We start from the raw sequence: 26829 nt of genomic DNA on the forward strand, positions 1-26829 counted from the left end.
CAGCCTTACTCTTAATAGCATTAAAATAAGCTATCAAACCTGGGTGAAGTTATTTAACCTCGCCCATCGCCTTCAGTTTTTTCGACAATTCACGGCGTTCTTTGGACAAATCAGCATTTTTGATGATGTAATCATCAACACGATCTTCGTAGTCACCACGCATGTTAGCGATAATGGCCTGAACCTCTTCGATGCTCATCCCTGGCTTGATGTATTCACTCAAGTTATCGAGCAACAGAACGCGTTTTTGGTTATCACGGATTTTCTTTTCGTTATCAACGATTTCACGCTGCAACTTGTTTTTGCGACGGAACATACGCACAAACTCCAAAACGTCCTGGAAAGTTGGCTTACTTGCATTATCCATTTTCACACCTTCACTTAAGTTTTACACAAATTCAATTGCTGGTGACCAAGCTACCTGCACCATACCGCTTTGCCGTGCCTGGTGACAAGATTCATTGGCTTATCTTACCTGCTTTACCCGCCAGACAGAAATTTCATCTGCCTTAACACCCAATCGATCACCTGCGTAAGGTCATATTAATCAGAAAGTCCAATTCCTCAAGCTGTTTGGTTAACTCCATACTCAACCAAACATAGCCATAAATCGGCGTTTCTACCTGCTGTTCTTGCGTGACAGCCAACATCAATGATTTCAATTCGGTCGAGATTTCACTCAACTCACTGGCCACTTCGCGCTCGCGGGCCGGGGAACCATCACGCAAGCTGTCACTTAATGTATTCAGAGTGCGGACAGTCACCAATTGGGTGTTTCGTAACCCTTTGGCATTGAGCATAATAAAATGACTTTCCCGCGATGACCAATATGCATCTACCAATAATTCTAATGTGCAAATCAGATTGCGGCTTAATGTCTGAATAGCCTCAAACACATCTTTATTAATATGGGATTCTTTACTGGCGGGTACAATAAACGTACGCATTTTCACCGCTTGATTGAGCGCGGCTTTTAGTTTTGGCTCTAATCGCGGGCGGTCGATAACATTCGGCGACAAGTAAGCAGCATAAACTTGGCTGAGCGCGCGCAGATTATCACTCATTTGCATACGCCAATGGGTAAAAGCCCGCTGTGGATAGACACTGGTAAAAACCAGCGCCAATAGTGAGCCAAAAATAACATCGCCACTGCGCCACAGCGCGGTATGCATATCCCCGGGAGCAGACCCACACACCACCGTCAGCGTGATACCAATTAGCAGGGCCATATAGGGCCGTTTGCCCAAGGTCAGGTAGCCACAAAAGAACATCACTACCCCACACCAAGCCAGCATAAATGTTAGAGAATAAGTTTCAAGATACAGCGCTATCAAACCCGATATCGCGCCAAAAACAGTTCCGCCAATACGCTGCATCGCCCGGGACAACACATTACCCCAATAGGATATTGGCCCCATCACCACCACTAATGTTATCAGCGGCCAAGTGCCCTCTGGAATCGCCAGTAAACGGATAATCAAGAATGTTAGGATAAACGCCAGCGTAATACGTAAAGCGTGAGTAAAACGGTAATGGGTATAAATCAGGTTGTCCAATGGCGATATTTTTTTGTTCAGGCGCACGACAGACCTATTTCCAATAAGACAGAAAAACCTAAGTCTAGCCGAGTTATTTCGCGTTGGCACCGGCTTAACCGTTACCAAAAGTGGCAGGAACAGATCAGAGGGGGAAATATTCCCCGTCAGAGATTTCCGACGGGGAAACCGGCTTATTTAAAATCAACCGCCATTTGTTGCACAATAGACACGCCAGAGCTGGACTCAACACAGCAAGCAATATAATCGGTGAACCGTGGTGACCTTGGCATACCCAGACTAAGCAAACGTTCATTACTAAACCGCACGTTAAGCATGGCAAAAGCACCATATAAGCGCATGGCTTTCAACATTAAGCGCTCATTGCAGGGGCCGAAAATACCTTTTAGTTGATTGCGCATCTGCACCAATACGCCGTATTCCACCTGGCGATAATCCGTACCCACCGGTTTTTGTCTGGCGGCTGAAGACATGGCTTGATCAATTTCGGCAAAGCTGACACTGCCCATTTCTCCGGCAGAAATATGATAGATATTCTCCGGTAAATTAGGATGTTGCAAAATACACAATAAAGCATCGGCACAGTAATCAACTGGAATAACATCAATGTGGTCATCCAATGAGCACATGAATTTGCGCAGCATTAGTGCCATACGGAATACCCAGAAGATGCTACTGGAAGGTTGGCAACCCAGACGAGTATGCCCAACAACAATTGATGGCCGGGCAAATACCAGCGGTAACTCTGGGCACTCTTCTGCCAGTAAACGTTCAATAGCCGATTTAGATTTGGTGTACTCGACCAAATGTGCGTGATCTTCAGCAGATAAAACCTGCTCACTGACCACAGTGTCTGCATCTGGAGTGCAAGACATGGCGGTGCCAACATGAATAAACCGTTTCAAACCAGCAACTTGTGCCATTCTCTTGCCAAGAGCTAATGTGCCATCGACATTCACTTTCCAAATTAATGGATTATTACCGAAGGAAGCAACAGCCGCACAATTAATAACATGCGTCACCTCGTCAATACGCGGGTCATTAATAAAACTGTCCGGTTCCGCTAAATCGCCTAATAAAATATGGCTGACATTTATTTTATTCAAGCGCCCACTCGGGAGATAAAATTTTGCCATATTCTCTCGAATACGAGTCAGCCCCTGTTCCGGTGTGTTAGCCCGGACCAATAATAAATAATTAAAATCTGAGTTTTCCAACAATAGTTTTTCGAGTACAGCTCCGCCCAGAAAACCAGTGGCACCGGTTAATAGAAGTGTTTTCACTATGAGTCCTACTTATTATGTTCAGTAGGCGAATTGTATGAATAACTAAGTAAACGGCAGGTAAATATTAGTTAGATCGGTATACCCTGAGTGAAACATAATTATTTCAAAATAAATCCTGACGTCCCAGCACGTGGGAAATGATATTCTAAAACCAATGCCTTTGGTCACTGCGGCCTACCGCTAGCGGAGACCCACCATAAAGAATGACCATAAGAATTAAGGGTTAAACTGAATAATGTCAGATAAAAATAAGCAACCAACATTTTACGTCCACGATTATGAAACTTTCGGCCAGCACCCGGCATTAGACCGGCCAGCACAGTTTGCTGGGGTGCGCACCGATTTGGATTTCAATATCATCGAAGAGCCACTGGTGGTTTACTGCCAGCCCGCAGATGACTATCTACCGCAGCCAGAAGCCGTGATGATTACCGGGATTACCCCGCAACATGCCTTAGCCAATGGGGTGAATGAAGCTGAATTTGCCCGCCAAATCCATCAGGCTTTCAATGTGCCCGGCACCTGCATTCTCGGCTACAACAATATTCGTTTCGATGATGAAGTTAGCCGCAATATTTTCTATCGCAATTTTTACGACCCCTATGCCTACAGCTGGCAAGGGGGGAATTCTCGCTGGGACTTGCTTGATGTGATGCGTGCCTGCTACGCCCTGCGACCGGACGGTATTATCTGGCCGGAAAACGAAGATGGCCTACCCAGTTTCAAATTAGAGCATTTGACCAAAGCCAATGGCGTCGAACACTTACATGCCCATGATGCAATGTCCGATGTGTATGCCACCATTGCTATGGCAAAATTGGTAAAACAGGCGCAACCACGGCTGTTTGATTATCTTTATCAGCACCGCAGTAAACATAAAATAAACGCACTAATTGATATCGCAGATATGACGCCGCTGGTTCATGTGTCCGGCATGTTTGGCGCAGCACGCGGTAATACCAGTTGGGTGGCACCACTGGCATGGCATCCCGACAATAAAAATGCGGTGATTATGTGTGACTTAGCGGGGGATATGTCGCCGTTACTGGAATTGGACAGCGATGCGCTGCGCGAACGGCTGTATACCCGCCGCGATAAACTCAAAGCAGAAGAGGCTGCGGTGCCGCTAAAATTGGTGCATATCAATAAATGCCCGGTGCTGGCACCGGCTAAAACACTGTTGGCTGAGAATGCCGAGCGTTTGGGTATTGACCGCCAGCGCTGCCTGGATAATTTACAACTACTGCGGCAGAACCCGCAAATCCGTGAAAAAGTGGTGGCGTTGTATGCTGAGGCCGAGGCTTTTGTAGTTTCTGATGATGTGGATGCCCAGCTGTATAATGGCTTTTTCAGTGATGCCGACCGCACCACCATGAAAATTATTCTGCAAACTGAGCCGCAAAACCTGCCGGCGCTTGATTTGACATTCCAAGACCCACGACTGGAGCAACTGTTTTTCCGCTTTCGCGCACGTAATTACCCCAATACCTTGACTGATGGGGAACATCAGCGCTGGTTAGAGCATCGCCGCGCCGCACTCAGCCCTGAGCGAGTGCAAGACTATGTGCTGCAACTGGAACAGTTCTATAACCAGTATGAGGACGATAAAGAGAAGTTGGCCCTGCTAAAAGCGCTGTTTGACTACGCCAGAGATCTGGTGAGTTGATATCGGTAATGGATTTTATCCCATAAAAAACGGAGCCATCAGGCTCCGTTTTAATCAGCAATAATGCAAACACAGTTACTGTGCTAATTCGCCATTAAACTGTGGCAGTGCCTGGCGGAAAGCGCGGGTTTTCCAGACCATATACAGCAGGCCAATAGCCCCCCATACCAAGCCCAGTGTCATTGAGCTACTTTCCAGATTCATCCACAGCACTCCGACGGTTCCTGCACCAATCATCGGCAGAATCAGGTAGCTGAAATGATCCTTAAACGTGCGGTTGCGGCGCTCACGGATATAAAACTGTGAAATCACCGACAAGTTAACGAACGTAAAGGCGACCAATGCACCGAAGTTAATCAATGCTGTTGCCGTCACCAAATCAAAGGAGATAGCAGACAGTGCCACACCACCGACCAGCAACACGTTGATGGCCGGTGTACGCCATTTCGGGTGCACGTAACCAAACACTTTCTCCGGGAATACCCCGTCACGGCCCATCACATACAGCAAACGCGAAACGCCCGCATGGGCCGCCATACCAGATGCCAATACCGTGACACAAGAGAAGCACAGAATGACTGACTGGAAGAATTTACCGGCAACAAACAACATGATTTCCGGCTGCGACGCATCAGGATCACTAAAGCGCGAGATATCCGGGAAATAAAGTTGCAGGAAATAAGACACCGTAATAAAAATGATACCGCCGATTAATGCCGTCAGGAAAATCGCTTTGGGAATCACTTTACCGGCATTCGGTGTTTCTTCTGATAGTGAGCTGATACCGTCAAAACCGAGGAATGAGAAGCACAGTATCGTTGCCCCGGTTATCATCGGCACCAAATGGGCATTTTCAGAGTAGAACGGGCGAGGGCTAACCAAGGTACCCGCACCTTCACCTTGATAAACACCGTGAATCAACAGCCCCATAAAGAGCACCATGATAGCCACCTGAACCACCACAATAATCGTGTTCAAATTCGCTACCACATTGATGCCACGCAGGTTGAACAGCGTCATCAGGCTAACTAGCGCGCCGACAAAAATCCATGAAGGCACACCTGGGAAAATAGCTTCGAGATAAATTTTTGCCAGTAAGATGTTAATCATCGGCATGAACAGATAGTCCAGCAGTGATGACCAACCCACCATAAAGCCAACATTCGGGCTAATGGATTTCTGGGCGTAGGTATAAGCAGAACCCGCAGATGGGAAGCGCTTAACCAATTTGCCATAGCTGATGGCAGTAAATAGCACCGCAATCAACGCAATGGCGTAAGAGGTCGCGACGTGACCATCGGTCAGGCCGGATACAATGCCAAAAGTATCGAAAATGGTCATCGGCTGTAAATAAGCCAGCCCCATCATCACCACTTGCACCAACGTCAGGGTTTTTCTGAGTTGAACGCGGTTATTGGTGCCAGTTTGATTAGTGCCGACTGCAACGGTTGCATTATGCGTCATGATTCAGCCTCCCCATACCTTTAACCCAATTTGCAAGTGTAGCTCGCAGGTCAGAGGTGACGGGGAAACTTCGTATCTGCCTGGGATACGTCAGTGGGGAAACAAGAGCGGTGTAACGGGTATGTGCCATACCTGCTGCTCCATAATCGCTGCATGTGCAGCGCATACCGGTGGGCACCGGTGCCAGTGTGAATAATTGCCCCATCTTTCTTTCCTCATAACGGCGATTTTCGTATGTGAATAATCGCTCGCGAACCTGTTTATCTATCCGGATCGTTGTCCGGCCTCTTGATTTAGTGAAAACATGAATGCAAAAAAATAACCGACGCGTTTAAACGTCGGTTATTGCATGGGGTGTATTTTGCCCTAACTTGAGAGCAAAAAACAAGATGTTAAACCGCCTGAAACGATAATATTATTTTAGCGGCCCCGAAACGGCGACTCCCCCGCTACATCAGCGCTGAGCAGCAATTTCCACCCGCTCAATCGCCGCCCATATTTTGTCTGAATTTAGCGCAACAGGCAGATAATGAATTGACTCACTCGGTTGCAGAATTCGGCCAATTACGCGCTCAATAGCCTCGCTATCATGAATATCAACATCCAGTGCAGCCAAATGTGTCGGCAAGCCCAACTTATTAAACGCCACAATCAATGATTGCAAGGCTTCATCCTGCTCTAGCAGAGCGGTCTGGACTAAAATTCCATAGGCCACTTTGGTGCCATGCAGGAAATGCTCAGTTTGCGGCAACAGTGTCAACCCATTGTGTACCGCATGTGCCGCCGCCACCCGGGTATAACGTTCCCCCAACCCGCCGACCATGCCACCACCAGCAATAATGGCATCCACCACATCCAGGAAATCTTGCGTCAGTTCGCCCAATTTGACCGCCTGCAAAGCGGCTTCGCTCTGTGTTAACAGCACATTGCGAATATCCAGCGCGGCTTGCAACCCCAAGCGAACCGTCAATGATAACGTTTCTGGCTGCGGGCTCAATACTACCGCCTCATACCATTTAGCCAATGTATCGCCAATTCCTGCCAGCAGATATTCCACCGGTGCCTGCAAAATAATACGCGGCTCAACTAACACCAAATGGTTGGCATCTTTGAATATTTCGAAATTCAGTGCTTGCCCAGCATCATTGTACCAGACTGAAAGTGGTGTCCAGGCCGCACAAGTTGCCGCAATCGTCGGGATTGCCACCAATGGCAGCCCGAGTTTGCGCGCCACCACCTTTGCCGTATCCAATACCGCCCCGCCACCAATGCCAATCACGACTTGACGGTCACCGCCCGCCTGTTGCACCAATTCAGTCACCGTCGATTCACTGCAATGGGTAGAAAATGGAGCCCGTACCGCCTGTGGAGCATAAAATGCTGCCGGCAGGTAATCACTCGCGGCAACCAATGCCCGCTCACCATAGATCCACAGCGCATTATCCAGCGCCGCCTGAGGATAAAACTCACTCAGTTTGGCAATGGCACCCGGGAAAGAAAAGTAGTTGGCAGGCCCCACCTGCACTCGGATTGTGTTCGCGCTCATGCCCCTGTTCCTTTTAAATCATTATTTATTTTAAGTTGCGATGTTATTCGTGTTTTTCCATCTTAAGGGCATGCTTATCATTGTTTAATAATTTTTTGATATACCTTAACTATTTTAGTTTGTTGCGAATAATGGAATCTGTGTTAAAAAAGAAGACTACTGGTAGCATTAATGACTGCCTGTTTCGCTAAAATACTTTATAGGGCAGTGGTCGAAACTTATGTCCAGCATCACCTCCTCCCGCCTTGAGATGCGGAATATTTCTATCTCGTTTTCTGGATTTCATGCCCTGCAACAAGTTGATTTTACACTGGAAGGTGGTTCGACTCATGCATTGGTCGGTGCCAATGGCGCAGGAAAATCGACCCTGATGGCGATCCTTTCAGGTGCACACAGTCACTATCGCGGGGAAATCTATATTGATGGTCAGCAGATAGACCTTCACTCCCCGCACCAAGCAAAGCAGCACGGCATTCATGTGGTTCAGCAAGAGGTTGATGTCGCGCTGATCCCCACCCTGTCTGTGGCGGAAAATATTATGCTGGATGCACTGGCCGAGCAGGGGCATCTGCTTAACTGGCCGCAGCTTTACCGTCAGGCTGAAGCGCTACTTAAGCAGCTGGATCTCAAATTGAATGTGCGCCAGCGCCTGGAATCTTGCACCTTGGCCGAGAAACAGCAGGTGCTGCTGGCCCGCGCCCTTTCCCATCAATGTCGTTTTCTCATTCTGGATGAACCCACCGCGCCACTGGATCAAGAAGAGAGCGCCCGGCTGTTTCGAGTGGTTCGCCGCTTGCAATCCGAAGGTATAGCCATTGTTTTTATTTCACACCGAATCCATGAATTACACGAAATTTGCGACCAACTGACCGTATTACGTGATGGTAAGCGCGTCAGCCATGATCTGATGGGCGAGCTGAGTGGCGAGCAAATTGTGGAAAAGATGCTCGGCCATACCTTGGATGATATTTTCCCGCCGCGCCGCCGCGCCGTGAGTGGAAAAACATTGTTGTCAGTCAGTGGGTTGCATGACCAGCATAAACTGCGTGATATCTCTCTGACTTTACATCAAGGGGAAATATTAGGGATTGCCGGGCTGGCTGGCGCCGGTAAAACCGAACTGTGCAAAGCCTTATTTGGTGCCACGCCGAGCCGGGTTGATCAGGGTGAATTACAGGGCAAACCGTGGAGGCCGCGCTCGCCGGAAAAATCCGTCGCCCAAGGGCTGGCTCTGGTTCCGGAAGAGCGGCGCAAAGAGGGTATTTTCATTCACGAAAATATCCCGATGAACCTCAGTGTGGCTGCCGATGACAGTTTTTCGCGTTGGAGCATCTTTAGCCACCATCAGGAGTTGCGTTGGGCAACAGAGCTGATTGCGCGCCTTGGGATACGCACCTCCTCACCGCAGCAAAAACTGGCCCGTCTGTCTGGCGGAAATCAGCAAAAAGTGGCGATTGGTAAGTGGCTGCGCGGGGATGCGCAAGTGCTGATTTTTGATGAGCCCACCAAAGGCGTGGATATCAAAGCCAAACAGGATTTATTCAATCTGATTGACGGGCTAGCACAACAAGGAAAAGGCATTATTTATGCGTCCGGTGAATTCTCAGAATTGGTCGGTTTATGCTCTCGTATCTGTGTGTTGTGGGATGGGCGCATTGTCGCCGAACTGAATGCCGCAGATGTTGATGAAGAAACATTATTACTATTTTCAACCGGAGGAACGCCTCAGTGAGCAAAGAAATATCCCTGCCAGACACCCAACCGTGGCGACACCAGTTGTTTGATTTTCTCTACAAATGGGGGATGTTGCTCACCGTTGTGGCGCTAATCGCGTTATTTGGCTTAGCCTCCGATAATTTCCTCGACCCGAACAATATCATCAATATTTTGCGCTCCATCGCCATTGTGACGGTGATTGCCATCGGAGTATCGATTTCCCTGTCCATTGGCGGCTTTGATTTATCCGTCGGTTCGACGGCTTCGCTGGCCAATGCCATCGTAGTGTCGCTGTTTGTCTGGTACGGCTTTGGCACCACTGGCGCCATTATTCTGACCTTACTGGTCTGTACTTTGGTGGGTTTGTTTAATGCATTTCTGATTGTGGTACTGAAAATCCCCGACATGCTGGCGACCCTGGCCAGTCTGTTCGTGATTCAAGGTGTGGCAATGACATACAGCTACGGCGGCTCTATCACCCAGAATATGCTGCTACCCAGTGGCGATATGGCGGAAGGTGTCATTCCTGAGATGTTTTCAGCACTGGGCCAAGTGCCGGTGATCGTGCTTATCATGTTGGCGGTAACGATTGTGGTGCAATTGTATTTATCGCTGACTAAACATGGCCGACGCATGTATGCCATTGGCGGTAATCCAGAAGCTGCACGTCTGGCTGGCATTCGCACCATCCGCTATCGGGTATTGGCTTATGTGTTGTCGTCACTGTTGGCGGCACTGGGCGGGATTTTACTGGCATCACGAATTGGCTCGTCACAAGTCAATGCCGGTGGCGGCTACTTGATGGATGCGGTGGCGGCGGCCTATATTGGTTTCTCATTGGCCGGTTCTGGCAAACCGAATGCTTTCGGTACCTTAATTGGTGCCGTGATCCTCGGGGTGTTGCAAAATGGCCTGGTGATGCTGTCAGTGCCTTACTATGCGATGGATATCATCAAAGGGCTGGTTCTGGCGATGGCACTGGCACTGACATATATTCATCAAAAACGCTGATATTCAGCTGCGTATTGACAGGGCCAACGGCACTCAACGGCCGCAGCCCTTTCGTGCGATTAATTTAAAGGCATTCGATTTGGGTCCGGGTATTGATACTCAAACCCCAACTCACTGCAAATCTTGCTGCCATCAATCTCACGTGGCGCTTCTTCGATATCTTCAGGTGCAAATTCAGGCGGCGTCAGCTGCAATGCACGGGCACACTCAGGATAGAAGTCACGTTTACGTGGGTGACCCGGCGCACACAAATTGTAAATATGGCCGCCTCTGGGCAGATTAAGCAGCAGTTCGATTGCCGATATCACATCTTCCTGATGCACCAGATTCACCCCCAGAGAACCGCCTTTCACATTGGTTTTACCCGCCAGAAAACGGCCCGGATGGCGATCTGTCCCTACCAGCCCTGACAGACGCAAAATATCCACCGAAGTATTGGGTAATTTATGCAGCCATTGCTCAAGTTCTGCCAGCGTTTTTCCCGCCGTGGTCACTGGTTGCAATGGGGAGTTTTCTTTAATTCGCCCCCGGGTTTCACCATAGACCGAGGTCGAACTGGTAAACATAATACGCGGTACACCGAACGCCAGCGCGCTGTCGACCACCATCTGCACTGCTTGAAAATACTGTGCGCCGCCATCTGTCGTGCGGCTGGCAGGCAACGTAATCACCAGCGCATCCACCGTCATCAATTGTGTCAAATCATCCGGATCGCAAATCAGCTCCGGTGTCAGTTGTAATTGATAGCAATTAATCCCACTCATTCTGGCCGCTTCAACGCCATCTGACGTGGTTTTACTACCGACCACCTGAACTCCGCGGCGAACCAATGATTGTGCCAATGGCATACCCAGCCAGCCCAATCCAATTATGGCTACTTTTTTCATCTCAATTGCCCTCGACCGGTTCATACCGACAACCCACCCCATACTAATAACCCACACCAATTAATGTAACCTAATAATTACTCGACATTATGAATCTGTTTTCATTCCTCGGCGTAATTGTCATATGTAACAATTTTCCGCTCAAACTGACATCAAACAAAGTGATAACCGCTAAAAATAAAACCGCCACTGGTCGATAGCTCGTGGCTTGCTGCCGGAAAATAGGGCGGTCGGGTGAAAAAAAGGTTGCGTGCCACCCGCTGGATGGTTTACGTTGATTGACAGAAATTATGCCAGAAAGCCAAACACAGAGAAGCTACTATGAATCGCGTTCAATTTAATCACCATCATCACCATCATCCTGACTAGTCTTGCAGGCCGATGTGTGCTGGAAGACGGTTAACGAATCTTCCAGGTGGCGATAGAACGCAATAGAGAAAGCCCTCGGAAGATTATCTTCCGAGGGCTTTTTTGTTGCTCACAATTTTATAAAGTTAAATTAAAAATGAATAAATTAAGAGGATTACCATGCTAGATAAAACACGTTTGCGCATTGCAATGCAGAAATCAGGCCGCCTGAGTGACGATTGCCACGAGTTGTTATCGCGCTGTGGGATTAAAATCAATTTACAACAGCAGCGCCTGATAGCCTTTGCTGAAAACATGCCTATTGATATCCTGCGGGTGCGTGATGACGATATCCCGGGGCTGGTAATGGATGGCGTGGTTGACTTGGGGATTATTGGCGAAAACGTGCTGGAAGAAGAGTTACTTAGCCGCCGTGCTCAGGGAGAAGACCCTCGTTACTTCACTTTGCGCCGCTTGGACTTCGGCGGTTGTCGCCTGTCGCTGGCCGCCTCACTGGACACCGAATACACCGGGCCACAATGCCTGCAAAATAAGCGCATCGCCACCTCTTACCCACATATTTTAAAGCAGTATCTTGATAAGCACGGCGTGACTTTTAAATCCTGTTTACTGAATGGCTCCGTTGAAGTTGCCCCCCGCGCCGGTTTGGCCGATGTCATCTGTGACTTGGTTTCCACCGGTGCTACCTTGGAAGCCAACGGTTTGCGCGAAGTCGAAGTTATCTACCGCTCTAAAGCCTGCCTGATTCAGCGTGATGGCGAAATGCCTGCGGATAAACAACAACTGATTGACCGCCTAATGACCCGCATTCAAGGGGTGATTCAAGCTCGTGAATCCAAATACATCATGATGCACGCGCCAAGTGAACGTCTGGACGAAATCATTACCCTGCTGCCGGGTGCTGAGCGCCCGACTATTCTGCCATTGGCCGGTGATAAGAGCCGGGTCGCAATGCACATGGTCAGTAGCGAAACACTGTTCTGGGAAACCATGGAAAAACTGAAAGCGCTGGGTGCCAGCTCCATTCTGGTATTACCTATTGAAAAAATGATGGAGTAACCCATGCAGCCGACGAATTTCAATACCCTCATCGACTGGCAGCAATGCAGCCAAGAGCAGCAACAAGCTCTCTTGAGCCGCCCGGCCATCAATGCATCAGAGCGGATAACCGCGACAGTCAGCGAAATCCTTAACCGGGTGAAAGCTGAGGGCGACAGCGCCCTGCGTGATTTTAGCCAGCGCTTTGATACTGTGCAGGTGGCTGATATCCGTATCAGCAGTGACGAGATAGCCGCTGCGGCTGGGCGCTTGAATGACGACATCAAACACGCCATGGCCCAAGCGGTACGCAATATTGAAATCTTCCATCACGCGCAGAAAATGCCGGTGGTGGATGTTGAAACGCAACCAGGGGTACGCTGTCAGCAAATCACTCGCCCGATTGCCTCCGTCGGCCTGTATATTCCTGGCGGCTCCGCGCCGCTACTGTCTACCGTACTGATGCTCGCTACCCCGGCGCGAATTGCCGGTTGTCAGCGCGTGATTTTATGTTCGCCACCGCCGATTGCCGATGAAATTCTGTATGCTGCGCAATTATGTGGCGTTCAGGAAGTCTTCCAGATTGGTGGAGCGCAAGCCATCGCTGCCATGGCCTTCGGCAGTGAATCCGTGCCCAAAGTGAATAAAATTTTTGGACCAGGCAATGCTTATGTCACTGAAGCAAAACGCCAAGTCAGCCAACGGCTGGATGGCGCGGCAATTGATATGCCCGCCGGCCCGTCAGAAGTGTTGGTTATCGCCGATAGCGGTGCCACACCGGCGTTTATTGCCTCTGACTTACTGTCCCAGGCCGAGCATGGCCCTGATTCGCAAGTGGTTTTGCTGACCCCGGATGCGGCGATTGCAAAGGCAGTTGCCGGCGCGGTTGAAGAGCAACTCCAGCAGTTATCACGTGCCGATATCGCCCGTCAGGCACTGGAAAGCAGCCGCTTAATCATCACCAAAGATTTGCAGCAATGTATTGATATCAGCAATCAATACGGCCCAGAGCACTTGATTCTGCAAATCCGCCAACCAGAAAATATTATCGATAAGATTGATAATGCCGGTTCCGTCTTTATGGGGGATTGGTCGCCAGAATCTGCCGGGGATTATGCCTCTGGTACCAACCACGTGTTACCGACTTATGGTTATACCTCAACCTATTCCAGTCTTGGATTAGCGGATTTTGTCAAACGGATGACCGTGCAACAATTAACACCGCAAGGTTTGCTGGGTTTGGCATCCACCATTGAAACACTGGCGCAAGCTGAACAACTGACCGCCCACAAAAACGCGGTGACGCTACGTGTCGCCGCCCTGAGCGCCGCCAATAAGGAACAAGCATGAGTAAGTTTGCCAATGTCACTGAACTGGCGCGCGCCAATGTCCGTGCCCTGACCCCGTACATGTCTGCCCGCCGCTTGGGCGGTAACGGCGACGTGTGGCTCAATGCCAATGAATATCCACTGGCGACTGAATACCAACTCACGGCGCAAACCTTCAACCGCTACCCCGAATGCCAGCCAAAGTTGGTTATTGAACGCTATGCCGCCTATGCCGGTTTAGAAACCGAGCAAGTCTTGGTTAGCCGTGGGGCTGATGAGGGTATTGAGCTATTGATTCGTGCTTTTTGCGAGCCGGGTAAGGATGCTATTTTATTCTGCCCACCGACCTATGGTATGTATGCTGTCAGTGCCGAAACCTTTGGTGTTGAACGCCGCACCGTGCCAGCTAAAGCGGATTGGCAATTGGATTTGCCGGCCATTAAAGAGAGCTTGGATGGGGTAAAACTGATTTATGTTTGCAGCCCAAACAACCCGACAGGAAACTTAATCAACCCCGCTGATTTACGCGAAATATTGGAACTGGCGCAAGGCCGCGCTATCGTGGCAATCGATGAGGCCTATATTGAGTTCTGCCCGCAAGCCTCAGTCAGCGGTTGGCTAAAAGATTATCCGAATTTAGTCATTTTGCGCACCTTGTCGAAAGCCTTTGCCTTGGCCGGTTTGCGCTGTGGCTTTACCCTAGCTAACAGCGATATCATCCAACTGTTGCTTAAAGTGATTGCACCCTACCCATTATCCACACCGGTGGCAGATATTGCGGCGCAGGCACTTAGTTCGCAGGGCCTTGAGCAAATGCGCCAGCGGGTAAACGAAGTCAAAGCCAATCGTGAATGGCTAGAAAATGCGCTGCGCAACTGTGCTTGTGTCGAGCAAGTGTTTACCAGTGAGAGTAACTACTTATTAGCGCGATTTACCGCCTCCAGCAGTGTGTTCAAAGCATTGTGGGATCAAGGTATTATTTTGCGTGACCAAAATAAGCAACCGGGATTATCCAACTGCCTGCGCATCACTATTGGTACCCGTCAAGAGTGTGAGCGCGTCATCGCCGCTCTGACGCCACTGCCCGGCATTGATAGCTCGAATAATACCAATATTGCTAGCCTCCGAAAGGAAACGATATGAGCCAGAAATTTCTTTTTATTGACAGAGACGGCACCTTGATTGCCGAGCCACCGGAAGACTATCAGGTTGATCGGTTGGATAAACTGGCGCTGGAGCCAGAAGTTATCCCGGCTTTACTGGCACTGCAAAAAGCAGATTACCGTTTGGTGATGATAACTAACCAAGATGGCTTAGGCACTAGCAGCTTCCCACAGGAAACCTTTGATCCGCCGCATAATTTGATGATGCAGATTTTCAGCTCTCAGGGAGTCAACTTTGAGCAGGTTTTAATTTGTCCACACTTGCCAGCAGATAACTGTGCTTGTCGGAAACCAAGAACCGCATTGGTCGCAAGCTATTTAGCTGAGGGGGTGATGAATAACGCCAACAGCTATGTTATCGGTGACCGCGAGACTGACCTGCAACTGGCGCAAAATATGGGTATTAGCGGCTTGCGCTACCAGCGTGATGGGTTGAATTGGTCACAAATTGCTAAGCAACTGACACAGCGTGACCGCCATGCCCACGTCAATCGAGTCACCAAAGAAACAGCCATTGATGTCGATGTCTGGCTGGATCGCGAAGGCGGCAGCAAGATCAAAACAGGTGTCGGTTTCTTTGACCATATGCTGGATCAAATCGCCACTCACGGCGGTTTCCGTATGGATATTCAAGTCAGTGGCGACCTCTATATTGATGACCACCACACAGTGGAAGATACCGCACTGGCGCTAGGCGAGGCGATTAACAACGCCTTGGGTGACAAACGTGGTATTGGCCGTTTTGGTTTTGTACTGCCGATGGATGAGTGTTTGGCACGTTGTGCGCTGGATATTTCTGGTCGCCCGCATTTGGAATATAAAGCCGAATTTAACTATCAACGGGTTGGTGACCTTAGCACCGAGATGGTCGAGCATTTCTTCCGCTCCCTCTCTTATGCCATGGCCTGCACCCTGCACCTGAAAACCAAAGGCCGCAACGATCACCACCGGGTAGAGAGCCTGTTTAAAGTATTCGGCCGCACCTTACGCCAGGCGATTCGTGTTGAGGGTAACACCCTGCCAAGTTCCAAAGGAGTGCTGTGATGGAAGTGGTGATTCTGGATACCGGCTGTGCCAACCTCTCCTCCGTCACTTATGCGGTGCAGCGTTTAGGTTATGCCCCGGTTATCAGCCGTGACCCAGAAATCGTGTTACGGGCTGATAAACTGTTCCTGCCCGGCGTCGGCACAGCGCATGCCGCAATGGATCAATTAAAACAACGCGAGCTTATCGAGTTAATTAAAAGCTGTACTCAGCCAGTACTGGGTATCTGCCTCGGCATGCAGTTGCTGGCCACCAGCAGTGAAGAAAGTGGCGGTATCGAGACGCTCGGTATTATTGATACGCCGGTAAAACAAATGACTGACTTCGGTTTACCGCTGCCGCATATGGGGTGGAATCAGATTACCGCACAGGCGGGCAATCATCTGTTCCGTGGTATCCCAGACGGAACTTATTTCTACTTTGTGCACGGATACGCAATGCCAATATGCCCAAATACCATCGCCCAAGCCAATTACGGCGAGCCGTTTACCGCCGCAGTCGAAAAAGACAACTTTTTTGGCGTGCAGTTTCATCCGGAGCGCTCTGGAGCGGCTGGAGCCCAACTGCTGAAAAACTTTCTGGAGATGTAAGCCCCATGATTATTCCCGCTTTGGATTTAATTGAAGGTAAGGTGGTGCGTTTGCACCAAGGTGATTACGGTCAACAACGTGACTATGGCAATCATCCCTTACCGCGCTTACAGGATTATCAGCAACAAGGTGCTCAGGTATTGCACTTGGTCGATTTGACCGGCGCTAAAGATCCCGCCGCTCGTCAAATCCCCTTATTGCGCGAGTTACTGGCCGGCGTTGATGTCCCAGTGCAGGTCGGTGGCGGCATCCGCAATGAACAAGATGTTATCGCACTGCTTGAAGCCGGTGCTACACGGGTTGTCGTCGGTTCAACCGCCGTTAAACAGCCACAAATCGTGCAACAATGGTTCCAACGTTATGGCTCGGAAGCCATTGTGTTAGCACTGGATGTACGCATTACTGAAGCCGGTCGTAAAGAAGTGGCTATCAGTGGCTGGCAGGAAAACTCTGACACAACTTTGGAGCAGATTGTCGAACAATATCTGCCTTTCGGCCTAAAACATGTGCTATGCACAGATATCTCTCGTGATGGCACCCTGAGTGGCTCGAATGTCGAGCTGTATCAAGAAGTGTGCCAACGCTACCCACAAGTGGCGTTCCAAGCCTCTGGTGGGATTGGTTGCTTGGATGATATTGCCCGTTTACGTGGCAGTGGTGTACAAGGGGTGATTGTGGGCCGCGCGCTACTGGATGGCAAATTTAACGTGAAGGAGGCGATTGCATGCTGGCAAAACGTATAATTCCTTGTCTGGATGTGAAAGACGGCCAAGTGGTTAAAGGCGTCCAGTTCCGTAATCATGAGATAATTGGTGATATCGTGCCACTGGCGCAGCGTTATGCACAAGAAGGGGCCGATGAACTGGTATTTTACGATATCACCGCCTCCTCCGATGGCCGAGTTGTCGATAAAAGCTGGGTATCGCGAGTTGCGCAAGTGATTGATATTCCGTTCTGTGTCGCCGGGGGGATTAAGAGTGTGGAGGATGCTGGTCAGATCCTGACATTTGGCGCTGATAAAATCTCTATCAACTCGCCAGCATTGGCCGACCCAACCTTAATTACCCGCCTGGCAGAGCGCTACGGCGTACAATGTATTGTGGTTGGCATTGATACTTGGTATGACGCCGAAAGTAACAGTTATCAGGTTTATCAGTTTACCGGCGATGAAAAACGCACCAAAGCCACCACCTGGCAGACCGAAGATTGGATCAAAGAAGTCCAGCTGCGCGGTGCCGGTGAAATTGTGCTGAATATGATGAATCAGGATGGCGTGCGTAACGGCTATGATTTACAACAATTAAAACAGATGCGGGCGGCCTGCCATGTTCCGCTGATCGCCTCTGGCGGCGCTGGAACACCGGAGCACTTCCTTGAAGCATTCCGTGATGCAGATGTTGATGGTGCGCTGGCAGCCTCAGTGTTCCATAAGCAAATTATTAATATCGGCGAATTGAAAAAGTATTTGTCTGAACAAGGCGTGGAGATAAGAGTGTGTTAAGCGAACAACAAATTAACCAACTAGATTGGGAAAAAGTCGACAATCTGATGCCTGCCATTGTTCAGCATGCGGTATCGGGCGAAGTTTTGATGATGGGATATATGGATCGGGAAGCACTGACGCAGACGGAAAAAACCGGCAAAGTGACCTTCTTCTCCCGCACCAAACAGCGCCTCTGGACTAAGGGTGAAAGCTCTGGCCATTTCCTCAATGTCACCAATATCTACCCTGATTGCGACAATGACACACTATTGGTTCTGGTTAACCCTATTGGCCCAACCTGTCATTTGGGCAATAACAGCTGCTTCGCACCGGCAGCCAGCGACTGGGGTTTTCTATATCAATTAGAGCAGTTGTTGGCATCACGTAAATCAGCGGATCCGGCCAGTTCTTATACGGCAAAATTGTATGCCAGTGGGACTAAGCGTATCGCACAGAAAGTGGGCGAAGAAGGAGTTGAAACCGCCCTCGCTGCGACTGTCAATGACCGCGAAGAGTTAACCAACGAATCCGCAGATTTGCTGTATCACTTGTTAGTGTTATTACAAGATCAAGATTTGGATCTGAGTAACGTGATTAGTCGCCTGCGGGAACGCCACGAAAAATAATATTCTGGCGCACGGCTGAAGGATAAAAAAATGCCCCCGCAGCTAGCTAATCGGGGGCGTTTTTATTGCGGCAAAGCTCAGTAGCCTAAAGGTGGATTACTCCATCCATTCGGTGTGGAATACACCGTCTTTGTCGGTACGTTTATAAGTATGCGCACCAAAATAATCGCGCTGTGCCTGGATCAAATTGGCAGGCAATACCGCTGAGCGGTAGCTATCGTAGTAGTTAATCGCCGCAGAGAATGTTGGTGTCGGAATACCATTTTGAACCGCGTAAGACACAACATCACGCAATGCTTGCTGGTATTCATCGGCAATTTTCTTGAAGTATGGTGCCAACAACAAGTTCGCGATATCCGCATTTTCTGCATATGCATCAGTGATTTTTTGCAGGAACTGAGCGCGAATAATACAACCAGCACGGAAAATCTTAGCGATTTCACCATAATGCAGGTTCCAGTTATTCTCGTCAGAAGCTGCTTTCAACTGAGAGAAACCTTGTGCGTAAGACACGATTTTGCCCAGATACAGTGCACGACGGATTTTCTCGATAAATTCAGCTTTATCACCGGCGAAAGGCTGTAATTTAGGCCCAGTCAGCACTTTAGATGCGGCTACGCGCTGGTCTTTTAGCGAAGACAAATAGCGGGCAAACACCGATTCAGTGATCAATGTTAATGGCTCACCTAAGTCCAGAGAACTTTGGCTGGTCCACTTACCGGTGCCTTTATTAGCAGCTTCATCCAGAATCACGTCAACCAGGTATTTACCGGCTTCGTCTTTCTTGGTGAAAATGTCTTTCGTAATATCAATCAGATAGCTATTCAACTCACCTTTGTTCCACTCAGCAAAGGTGCTTGCCAACTCTTCGTTGCTCAAGCCCAAAGACTGCTTCAGCAAAGAGTAAGCCTCGGCGATCAACTGCATGTCGCCGTATTCGATACCGTTGTGAACCATTTTAACGTAATGGCCAGCACCGTCTGCACCGATATAAGCAACACAAGCATCACCATCATCTGCACGCGCAGCAATTTTCTCAAGAATGGGTGCGACCAGTTCGTAGGCTTCTTTCTGACCACCCGGCATGATTGAAGGGCCTTTCAATGCGCCCTCTTCGCCACCGGAAACACCGGTGCCTATAAAGTTAAAACCTTGCGCGGAAAGTTCACGGTTACGACGGATAGTATCTTTGTAGTAAGTATTACCACCATCAATCAGAATATCACCTTTATCAAGGTGCGGCGTCAGTGAAGCGATGGTCTTATCAGTTGCTTCACCCGCTTTCACCATCAGCAGGATACGGCGCGGTTTTTCCAGTGAATCAACAAACTCTTCAACGCTATAACTTGGCACCAGATTCTTGCCTGGATTCTCAGCAACCACTTCGTCGGTTTTGTCTGATGAACGGTTAAAGATAGAGACGGAATAACCACGACTTTCGATGTTGAGCGCCAGGTTACGGCCCATCACCGCCATACCGACAACGCCTATCTGTTGTTTGGACATTACAAAAACTCCTGTCTGAAGGATGACACCTGTTACCGGCTTTGAGGCCAACAGGTTTTTGATGTGGGAAACATGTTAACTCAGGATTATGTCAGCTGGGTAGTGATTGGTGCGATAGATAGCACAACTGACCAGTTGCTGTCCGCAATGGTTTGCTTTTCCTAACCGAGCAGTGAATATGACTCAATTCATTAAGATAAATTGCATAAAAAAAGCAATCACATGGATTGCTTTTCATCTATCTATCTCAAACTCAGCTTATGCCAAAAAATCTTTCAGCCAGGCTTTAAATTCGGCCCCTTGTTTAGGATGACGTAAGCCGTAAGAGACATAAGCCTGCATATAACCGAGTTTCTCACCACAGTTATAAGATTGCCCGGTTAAAGCTACAGCATCGACCGGTTCTTGTTCAGCCAAAGCATCAATGGCATCAGTCAATTGGATCCGACCCCATGCCCCAGGTTTGGTTTTTTCTAATAGCGGCCAAATATCGGCAGATAGCACATAGCGCCCAACCGCAGACAGATTTGATTTCAGATCTGCCGGGCTTTGTGGCTTCTCGACCATCGCTTTTATTCGGCTGCTTTCACCAGGAGCCAATTCAGGTTTCTCACAAGAAATTACCGAATAATTTGATAATGCTTCAGGCTCGACCGAATGCACGAGTACCTGGCTGGTGCCCGTCTCTTCAAATCGTTGGACCAACTGAGCAAGATTGTCTCGAGTCAAATCTGATTTGGCATCATCAATCAGTACATCTGGCAGCAACACGGCGAAAGGTTCATTCCCCACCAAGGGCTTGGCACAGAGTACCGCATGGCCTAACCCCTGAGCATGCCCCTGGCGAATATGCATGATAGTCACCCCGGGAGGACAAATAGATTGCACTTCATCCAATAATTGGCGCTTAACCCGAGCTTCCAACATGGCTTCTAGCTCATAAGAAGTATCGAAATGGTTCTCTACTGCATTCTTTGAAGAGTGAGTTATCAAGATAATTTCTTTAATACCAGCAGCAACACATTCGTTAACTACATACTGGATCAATGGCTTATCAACAATAGGTAACATTTCTTTTGGAATAGCTTTCGTGGCGGGAAGCATTCTCATGCCTAAGCCTGCCACGGGGATCACTGCTTTCAATTTGGTCATAATTAACCTACTGATTTCTAGTGCAAATTTAAAATTATTCTAAATTCAACCGCTAAATCATATTAGTCGATTTGCTGTTTCAGCCAGGCAGTAAACTTTTCGCCTTCCGTATTATGGCGAACACCATAGGTGACAAAGGCTTTCATATAACCCAATTTATCACCGCAATCGTGAGATTTACCCGTCATATGAAAAGCTTCCACGGGTTCTTGCTCCATCAACATCGCAATAGCATCTGTAAGCTGAATTTCATCTCCCGCACCGCGAGGTGTTTTCTTCAGCAATGGCCAGATATCTTTTGACAACACATAGCGCCCCACTACCGCGAGGTTAGACGGCGCATCGGCGACTGAAGGCTTCTCCACAACCGCGGTCATTAAGGTGCTTTCACCCGGGGCTAAATCGACATGACCACAATCAGCAATTCCGTACTTGGATACATCTGCTTTGGGGACCGGCTCGACCATAATCTGGCTACGACCAGTTTCTTCAAAGCGCTGAATCATACTAGCAAGATTTTCTTTAGATAAATCAGCTGTTGAATCATCCAGCAAAACATCAGGTAATAGCACAATAAACGGATTATCCCCCACCATAGATTGCGCACAAAGCACCGCATGCCCCAATCCTTTGGCATGACCCTGGCGCACCTGCATGATTGTGACATCCGGTGGGCAAATATTTTTAATCTCTTTCAATAACTGCCGCTTAACCCGTGACTCTAAAGCTGCTTCCAATTCAAAAGATGTGTCGAAATGGTTTTCTATCGCATTTTTGGATGAATGGCTGACCAGTACAATCTCTTTGATTCCCGCAGCCACACACTCTTTCACGATATATTGAATCAGGGGCTTATCAACCACTGGCAGCATTTCTTTCGGAATCGCCTTGGTCGCTGGCAACATACGGGTACCAAGACCGGCAACAGGAATGACTGCTTTCAAAGACTTCATTGCTATGACCTCTTCAACTTTAAACAGTTAAATCTGGTTAGATTAATTCTGTACACTAAGAGAAATAAGCTGGAATTGCTCATTATCAATTTATCTGTCTCAAAGCTTACATCAGAAAGTTCCTGATTACATTTATAAAATATCAAAAAATATTTCATAAAGCTGTCATCACGCAAAAATGAATAAATAGTGCACGACTCAAATAATATGCTATTAAAAGCCATATAAGTGCAAAAAATAAAATTACCTATCCATTATTTCATTATATAAACTGATATAGCTTGAAACCATTTTTTCAGAGGTGAAGTTTTCTAAATAACGATTTCGCGCGTTACATCCAAACTCAGCTGACAATTCAATGTTATCCCACAATTTATCCATTGCGAGCCTTAATGCCACAGAATCTGATGGTGGAACGACTAGCCCGGTTAATTGGTCAATATTAATGAATGTTGTTCCTGTCCCTATCTCACTTGAAATTAAAGGCTTACCGTACATCGCGCCTTCCAATAAAGTGATACCAAAAGCTTCGGAACGTAGATGAGATGGAAAAACCACCGCATAACAAAGCGTTAAAAGGGCTGTTTTATCTTCATCCGATACTGCGCCTAAAAAATGAATATTCTCAATTTTTAGTTCTTTGACCTGTTTTTTAAGTTCAGTCTCAATTGGCCCTGCACCAACAATAACAATTGGATAAGTTGAGTTTTTTGCCGCGTCAATAAGAATATGTAAACCTTTATAATAGCGGAAAGCCCCGACAAATAAGAAGAAACGAGGGCCAAATTTATTTTGCCAAAACTCAAGACGGTCAGCAGTAGGCAGCGGATAAGATTTTTCATCAAGACCATAAGGAATAACACTGACTTTATGTGAGAATTTCTTTAGTGTGATACTGGTAGCCACATAATTAGGTGAGGCGGCTACAATATGTGAAACACTAGCTAGAAACTTATTCATTAATGGCGCATATATTTTTAATATATTTTTCTGTTTTACAATATCAGAATGGTAACTAACAACAGTAGGCTTTTTAACTCCAGACAGAAAATGAACCATATCCATAAAAGGGAATGGAAAATGATAGTGGATAATATCAGCCTGCTGAGCTAATTTTTTAAAATCTTTCAATGCCTGAAAAGAAAAAGGGGTAGATGCCGCTTCAAAATTTATTGGAGAACAATAAGCCGTATGCGACTTTATTTTCTGATTAACAACTTCACCGCGTTTACTTAAAGAAAGCACGGTCGATTCAATGCCTCTATCCGTGCCGCCTTCGCATAATTGAAAAATAACTTGCTCAACACCACCAAATGTATCTGGATAATATGTTTTATAAAAATGCAGCACTTTTAACATTATGTTGTTATACCTGCTTGTAAGCTTTTATCGTTTCTTGGGCACATCTGGCCCATGAGAATGTTTTCGCTCTGAGAAGACCTAATTCTATTGACCGGCGACGCCACTCTTCATCTTCCAGGCTTTTAATAATAGCAATAGTCAGCCCTTCAACATCAAGTGCATCACACATTAAACCCGAGTCGCCTAAAACTTCGGGCAATGACGCTGCATTGGAGCAAACAACAGGTATGCCCGATGCCATTGCTTCAAGAATAGGTAATCCAAATCCTTCATATAATGAAGGAAATAAAAATGTTCTCGCCCCTGAGAAAAGCAAAGGCAGATCTTCGGAACTCAGATAGCCAAGATACAATAGCCACCCTTGTTGTTTGGCCAGTTCAAAGCGGCGGTGTAAACTCTCACTATTCCACCCGGAAAAACCGCAAATGACTAATGGATATCGAGTGCGCAACTCCAGCGGAAGTCGCTCATAAGCATCGAGCAAAGTGGCAATATTTTTTCTTGGTTCGATTGTTCCTGTAAATAGCGAGTATTGGCCCGCAATCAAGTTCAAACGGCTCATTAAGTTTTGCAATGAGGTATATTCACGAGGGTAAAAATCACCACTACTCGCTAATGGAGCTGATACTATTCGCTCTATAGGATAATCAAAATACTCAGCTAACTCTTTTCGGGTAAATTCAGAGTCTGTTATTAACACTTTCGCTCTTTTTAATGTTAACAATAACTCTTTTTGCATATAGCGAACACGATTTTCAGGATGGCATTTCGGCCAAGTAAAAATAGAAAGATCATGGAAAGTAGCAACAGCATTAGGAATTCGAGGTGGTAAATAAAAATTTGGACTATGATAAATGAAACTATTGTAGGAACTTAAGGCTAAACTCTTTAGCCAAGGTGCCGAGATACGATATAACTCACTAGCAATGGCATTATTTTTAACGAAATTTTTCATCCCTGAAGCCGTGCTCGATTTAACATTGATAGTAGGTAAATTTCGAGATATCTCTCTTCCTTGTAAAAAAAGAAGATCTGATATTTCATTATTACTCTGTAATTCTCGAGCTAACTCATAAGTATAACGGCCAATCCCAGTTAAGGGATATTTAATAGAATCAGTACCAAAAACAACTTTCATTATTTAGTTTCCAGCATCCAACGCAGAGTATCTTCTAATGGTGGTGTATTCCATCCATCGACAATGCGTTGTAATTTCCTGGAATCACCACACAACGTTTTTACTTCATTAGCGCGAACGAAAGCAGGATTGACATGAATAGATAAATTATGCGAAGTTATTTTTTCACATAGGCTAACAACTTCACGCAATGAATAAGTTCGCCCTGAACAGACATTAACAGTTTCGCCAATAGGTTTGGCGAGTAAAAGCCCCAAATAAGCTTTAGCTAATGCTCTTACGTCGGTAAAGTCACGCCATACATCCAAATTACCTAATTCTATTTCACTCGCTTTACGTTTGAAATGAGAAACTATTTTCGGTAGCAAAAAATTATCTGATTGCCCGACCCCAGTATAATTAAACGGCCGAACAATAATAATTGGTAATTTTTCTGACCAAAGTTTAGCCATATACTCCATAGCTAACTTACTGACGGCATAGTCATTAGCGGGATTTGCTGCGGTTTCCTCGCTCAATATACCTGCTTGCGAATTACCATAAACATTGGCACTGCTGGCAAGTAAAACAGCCTCAATATTGTCAGCAACAACACTTAGTGCCGCCAATAAATTTCTAGTGCCAACAACATTTACATCATAAAAAGCGGCAGGATTACCATGACCAACAAAAGCAATAGCTGCGAGATGAACAACCAGATGAGGTTTTACCTTCTCAATAACAGAGGTTAGTCCATCAATATCCAGTAGGTCCACTTGAAAATAGTCAGGATCATTTGAAGGCTGGGAGCCTAAACCAAATACCCGGTAACCGGCAGCGGATAACTCCGCTGCCATATAATGGCCGGTAAAACCCTGAATACCGGTGATCAGGGCACGCTTGCCATTCATTGTCATCAGAATGAGAAACCTTGTTGATTACGACGCAGGTCTTCTTCTACCATCATCAGACAAAGTTCTTCTAATGTTGTTTTTGGTTCCCAGCCAAGTACATCTTTTGCTTTTTGTGGATTACCAATTAATAACTCAACTTCGGCCGGGCGATAGAACTTAGGATTCACTTTAACCAGGGTTTTCCCTGTCGCAGTATCAACCCCGATTTCATTTTCATCCTTGCCTTCAAAACGTAAATTAAAGCCAGCAGCCTTGAATGCCATAGAAACAAAATCACGCACAGTCTCAGTACGGTTAGTTGCTAAAACAAAAGTATCAGGAACATCAGCTTGTAACATGCGCCACATACCTTCTACATATTCTTTAGCAAAACCCCAATCTCGTTTAGCATCCATATTACCTAATTCAAGAATATCCAACTTGCCCAATTTAATTTTTGCCACAGAGTCAGTAATCTTGCGGGTAACAAACTCACGCCCACGCAATGGTGATTCGTGATTAAAAAGAATACCGCTGCAGCCGAAAATACCATAACTCTCACGATAGTTAATGGTCATCCAGTGTGCGTACAATTTAGCTACACCATAAGGGCTGCGTGGATAGAATGGTGTTTCTTCAATTTGCGGTATCGCTTGAACTTTACCGAACATCTCAGAAGTAGAAGCTTGGTAAAAACGAATTTTGGTATTAACAATCCGAATAGCTTCTAATAAATTAAGTGGGCCAATACCTGTAATTTCTGCAGTGGTTGCAGGTTGGTCAAAAGAAACTCCCACAAAACTCTGTGCGGCTAAATTATATACTTCAGTAGCTTGTGTGGTTTGCAATAGGCGAATGCTGGCAGAAAGATCTGTTAGATCATATTCAACTAAATGAAGGTTAGGATGTTTATCAATACCTAACTCTTCAATACGCCAAAAGTTAACAGAACTGGTACGACGATAAGTACCATAAACCTTATAGCCCTTATCAAGTAACAACTCAGCGAGATATGCGCCATCTTGGCCAGTTATGCCGGTAATAATTGCAGTTTTCATTATTAGTCTTTGCCC

Annotated in this window: 26 protein-coding genes and 1 other annotated feature; of the genes, 12 read left to right on the forward strand and 14 right to left on the reverse strand. The window is 47.2% G+C overall.

Annotation, left to right across the window (positions count from 1 at the left end):
* Positions 1 to 49: 49 nt before the first annotated feature.
* From tmaR to D5F51_RS11585, 3 genes are all read right to left on the reverse strand, one after another.
* The gene (tmaR, locus tag D5F51_RS11575) at positions 50 to 367 is read right to left on the reverse strand and encodes a PTS system regulator TmaR (RefSeq protein WP_002217522.1); all 318 of its coding nucleotides are present in this window, start codon (positions 365 to 367) and stop codon (positions 50 to 52) included.
* 157 nt (positions 368 to 524) lie between these two features.
* Entirely contained in the window at positions 525 to 1583 is a 1059-nt protein-coding gene (locus D5F51_RS11580; protein WP_129196857.1) for an FUSC family protein, read from the reverse strand.
* A gap of 146 nt (positions 1584 to 1729) precedes the next feature.
* A complete protein-coding gene (locus tag D5F51_RS11585; RefSeq protein ID WP_129196859.1) occupies positions 1730 to 2839 on the reverse strand; it encodes an SDR family oxidoreductase in 1110 nt (369 codons plus the stop codon).
* Positions 2840 to 3077: 238 nt separating this feature from the next.
* Between D5F51_RS11585 and sbcB the strand changes: the two genes are divergently transcribed.
* Entirely contained in the window at positions 3078 to 4508 is a 1431-nt protein-coding gene (gene sbcB, locus D5F51_RS11590; protein WP_025377805.1) for an exodeoxyribonuclease I, read from the forward strand.
* 75 nt (positions 4509 to 4583) lie between these two features.
* On the opposite strand, the gene D5F51_RS11595 is transcribed toward sbcB, so the two are convergent.
* From D5F51_RS11595 to D5F51_RS11605, 3 genes are all read right to left on the reverse strand, one after another.
* The gene (locus tag D5F51_RS11595; protein ID WP_025377804.1) at positions 4584 to 5972 is read right to left on the reverse strand and encodes an APC family permease; all 1389 of its coding nucleotides are present in this window, start codon (positions 5970 to 5972) and stop codon (positions 4584 to 4586) included.
* A complete protein-coding gene (locus D5F51_RS22920) occupies positions 5962 to 6177 on the reverse strand; it encodes a hypothetical protein (protein ID WP_129196861.1) in 216 nt (71 codons plus the stop codon). The genes D5F51_RS11595 and D5F51_RS22920 overlap by 11 nt, the downstream gene beginning before the upstream one ends.
* Positions 6178 to 6426: 249 nt before the next feature.
* Positions 6427 to 7518, reverse strand: coding sequence for an oxidoreductase (locus D5F51_RS11605; RefSeq protein WP_129196863.1), 1092 nt, complete (start codon positions 7516 to 7518; stop codon positions 6427 to 6429).
* Positions 7519 to 7738: 220 nt separating this feature from the next.
* Between D5F51_RS11605 and D5F51_RS11610 the strand changes: the two genes are divergently transcribed.
* Together D5F51_RS11610 and D5F51_RS11615 are read left to right on the forward strand one after the other, a co-directional pair.
* Positions 7739 to 9250 carry a sugar ABC transporter ATP-binding protein gene (locus D5F51_RS11610; protein WP_129196865.1) on the forward strand — a complete coding sequence of 504 codons (1512 nt, stop codon included), beginning with the start codon at positions 7739 to 7741 and terminating at the stop codon, positions 9248 to 9250.
* Entirely contained in the window at positions 9247 to 10245 is a 999-nt protein-coding gene (locus D5F51_RS11615) for an ABC transporter permease (RefSeq protein ID WP_129196867.1), read from the forward strand. The genes D5F51_RS11610 and D5F51_RS11615 overlap by 4 nt, the downstream gene beginning before the upstream one ends.
* A 59-nt stretch (positions 10246 to 10304) precedes the next feature.
* Here the strand turns inward: D5F51_RS11615 and D5F51_RS11620 are convergent, their stop codons facing one another.
* Positions 10305 to 11132 carry an SDR family oxidoreductase gene (locus D5F51_RS11620; protein WP_129196869.1) on the reverse strand — a complete coding sequence of 276 codons (828 nt, stop codon included), beginning with the start codon at positions 11130 to 11132 and terminating at the stop codon, positions 10305 to 10307.
* 321 nt (positions 11133 to 11453) lie between these two features.
* On the opposite strand from D5F51_RS11620, the gene hisL reads away from it, so the two are divergent.
* The 9 genes from hisL to hisIE all read left to right on the forward strand — a co-directional run bounded on the left by hisL (position 11454) and on the right by hisIE (position 18773).
* Positions 11454 to 11501 (forward strand): his operon leader peptide, encoded by a 48-nt coding sequence (gene hisL, locus D5F51_RS11625; protein WP_002231208.1) that lies wholly within the window; start codon positions 11454 to 11456, stop codon positions 11499 to 11501.
* Positions 11477 to 11607 (forward strand) — a sequence feature (His leader region). It overlaps the preceding gene by 25 nt.
* A gap of 53 nt (positions 11608 to 11660) precedes the next feature.
* Positions 11661 to 12560, forward strand: coding sequence for an ATP phosphoribosyltransferase (gene hisG, locus D5F51_RS11630; protein ID WP_129196871.1), 900 nt, complete (start codon positions 11661 to 11663; stop codon positions 12558 to 12560).
* Positions 12561 to 12563: 3 nt separating this feature from the next.
* Positions 12564 to 13889, forward strand: a complete 1326-nt coding sequence (gene hisD, locus D5F51_RS11635; RefSeq protein WP_129196873.1) for a histidinol dehydrogenase — start codon at positions 12564 to 12566, stop codon at positions 13887 to 13889.
* A complete protein-coding gene (gene hisC, locus D5F51_RS11640) occupies positions 13886 to 15010 on the forward strand; it encodes a histidinol-phosphate transaminase (RefSeq protein WP_025377799.1) in 1125 nt (374 codons plus the stop codon). The genes hisD and hisC overlap by 4 nt, the downstream gene beginning before the upstream one ends.
* Positions 15007 to 16074 carry a bifunctional histidinol-phosphatase/imidazoleglycerol-phosphate dehydratase HisB gene (gene hisB, locus D5F51_RS11645; protein ID WP_025377798.1) on the forward strand — a complete coding sequence of 356 codons (1068 nt, stop codon included), beginning with the start codon at positions 15007 to 15009 and terminating at the stop codon, positions 16072 to 16074. Before hisC ends, hisB begins: the two co-directional genes overlap by 4 nt.
* Positions 16074 to 16664: an imidazole glycerol phosphate synthase subunit HisH gene (hisH, locus tag D5F51_RS11650; RefSeq protein WP_025377797.1), complete on the forward strand. Its 591-nt coding sequence runs from the start codon at positions 16074 to 16076 to the stop codon at positions 16662 to 16664. The genes hisB and hisH overlap by 1 nt, the downstream gene beginning before the upstream one ends.
* A 5-nt stretch (positions 16665 to 16669) precedes the next feature.
* Complete coding sequence (hisA, locus tag D5F51_RS11655) at positions 16670 to 17407, forward strand: 1-(5-phosphoribosyl)-5-[(5-phosphoribosylamino)methylideneamino]imidazole-4-carboxamide isomerase (protein ID WP_129196874.1); 738 nt, start codon at positions 16670 to 16672, stop codon at positions 17405 to 17407.
* Entirely contained in the window at positions 17389 to 18165 is a 777-nt protein-coding gene (hisF, locus tag D5F51_RS11660) for an imidazole glycerol phosphate synthase subunit HisF (RefSeq protein ID WP_025377795.1), read from the forward strand. Before hisA ends, hisF begins: the two co-directional genes overlap by 19 nt.
* A complete protein-coding gene (gene hisIE, locus D5F51_RS11665) occupies positions 18159 to 18773 on the forward strand; it encodes a bifunctional phosphoribosyl-AMP cyclohydrolase/phosphoribosyl-ATP diphosphatase HisIE (protein ID WP_129196876.1) in 615 nt (204 codons plus the stop codon). The genes hisF and hisIE overlap by 7 nt, the downstream gene beginning before the upstream one ends.
* A gap of 96 nt (positions 18774 to 18869) precedes the next feature.
* Here the strand turns inward: hisIE and gndA are convergent, their stop codons facing one another.
* From gndA to gmd, 7 genes are all read right to left on the reverse strand, one after another.
* Positions 18870 to 20279 carry an NADP-dependent phosphogluconate dehydrogenase gene (gene gndA, locus D5F51_RS11670; protein ID WP_129196878.1) on the reverse strand — a complete coding sequence of 470 codons (1410 nt, stop codon included), beginning with the start codon at positions 20277 to 20279 and terminating at the stop codon, positions 18870 to 18872.
* A 258-nt stretch (positions 20280 to 20537) separates the two neighbouring features.
* The gene (gene galU / locus D5F51_RS11675; RefSeq protein WP_025377792.1) at positions 20538 to 21431 is read right to left on the reverse strand and encodes a UTP--glucose-1-phosphate uridylyltransferase GalU; all 894 of its coding nucleotides are present in this window, start codon (positions 21429 to 21431) and stop codon (positions 20538 to 20540) included.
* A 62-nt stretch (positions 21432 to 21493) separates the two neighbouring features.
* Positions 21494 to 22384, reverse strand: coding sequence for a UTP--glucose-1-phosphate uridylyltransferase GalU (galU, locus tag D5F51_RS11680; protein WP_025377791.1), 891 nt, complete (start codon positions 22382 to 22384; stop codon positions 21494 to 21496).
* A 243-nt stretch (positions 22385 to 22627) separates the two neighbouring features.
* Positions 22628 to 23743, reverse strand: coding sequence for a glycosyltransferase family 4 protein (locus tag D5F51_RS11685; RefSeq protein ID WP_129196880.1), 1116 nt, complete (start codon positions 23741 to 23743; stop codon positions 22628 to 22630).
* A gap of 7 nt (positions 23744 to 23750) precedes the next feature.
* Positions 23751 to 24884, reverse strand: coding sequence for a glycosyltransferase family 4 protein (locus tag D5F51_RS11690; protein WP_129196882.1), 1134 nt, complete (start codon positions 24882 to 24884; stop codon positions 23751 to 23753).
* Entirely contained in the window at positions 24884 to 25780 is an 897-nt protein-coding gene (locus D5F51_RS11695) for a GDP-mannose 4,6-dehydratase (protein ID WP_129196884.1), read from the reverse strand. Before D5F51_RS11695 ends, D5F51_RS11690 begins: the two co-directional genes overlap by 1 nt.
* Positions 25780 to 26814 carry a GDP-mannose 4,6-dehydratase gene (gene gmd, locus D5F51_RS11700; protein ID WP_129196886.1) on the reverse strand — a complete coding sequence of 345 codons (1035 nt, stop codon included), beginning with the start codon at positions 26812 to 26814 and terminating at the stop codon, positions 25780 to 25782. Before gmd ends, D5F51_RS11695 begins: the two co-directional genes overlap by 1 nt.
* Between the last annotated feature and the right edge of the window lie 15 nt (positions 26815 to 26829).

Source organism: Yersinia hibernica, assembly GCF_004124235.1.
Classification (GTDB): Bacteria; Pseudomonadota; Gammaproteobacteria; order Enterobacterales; family Enterobacteriaceae; genus Yersinia; species Yersinia hibernica.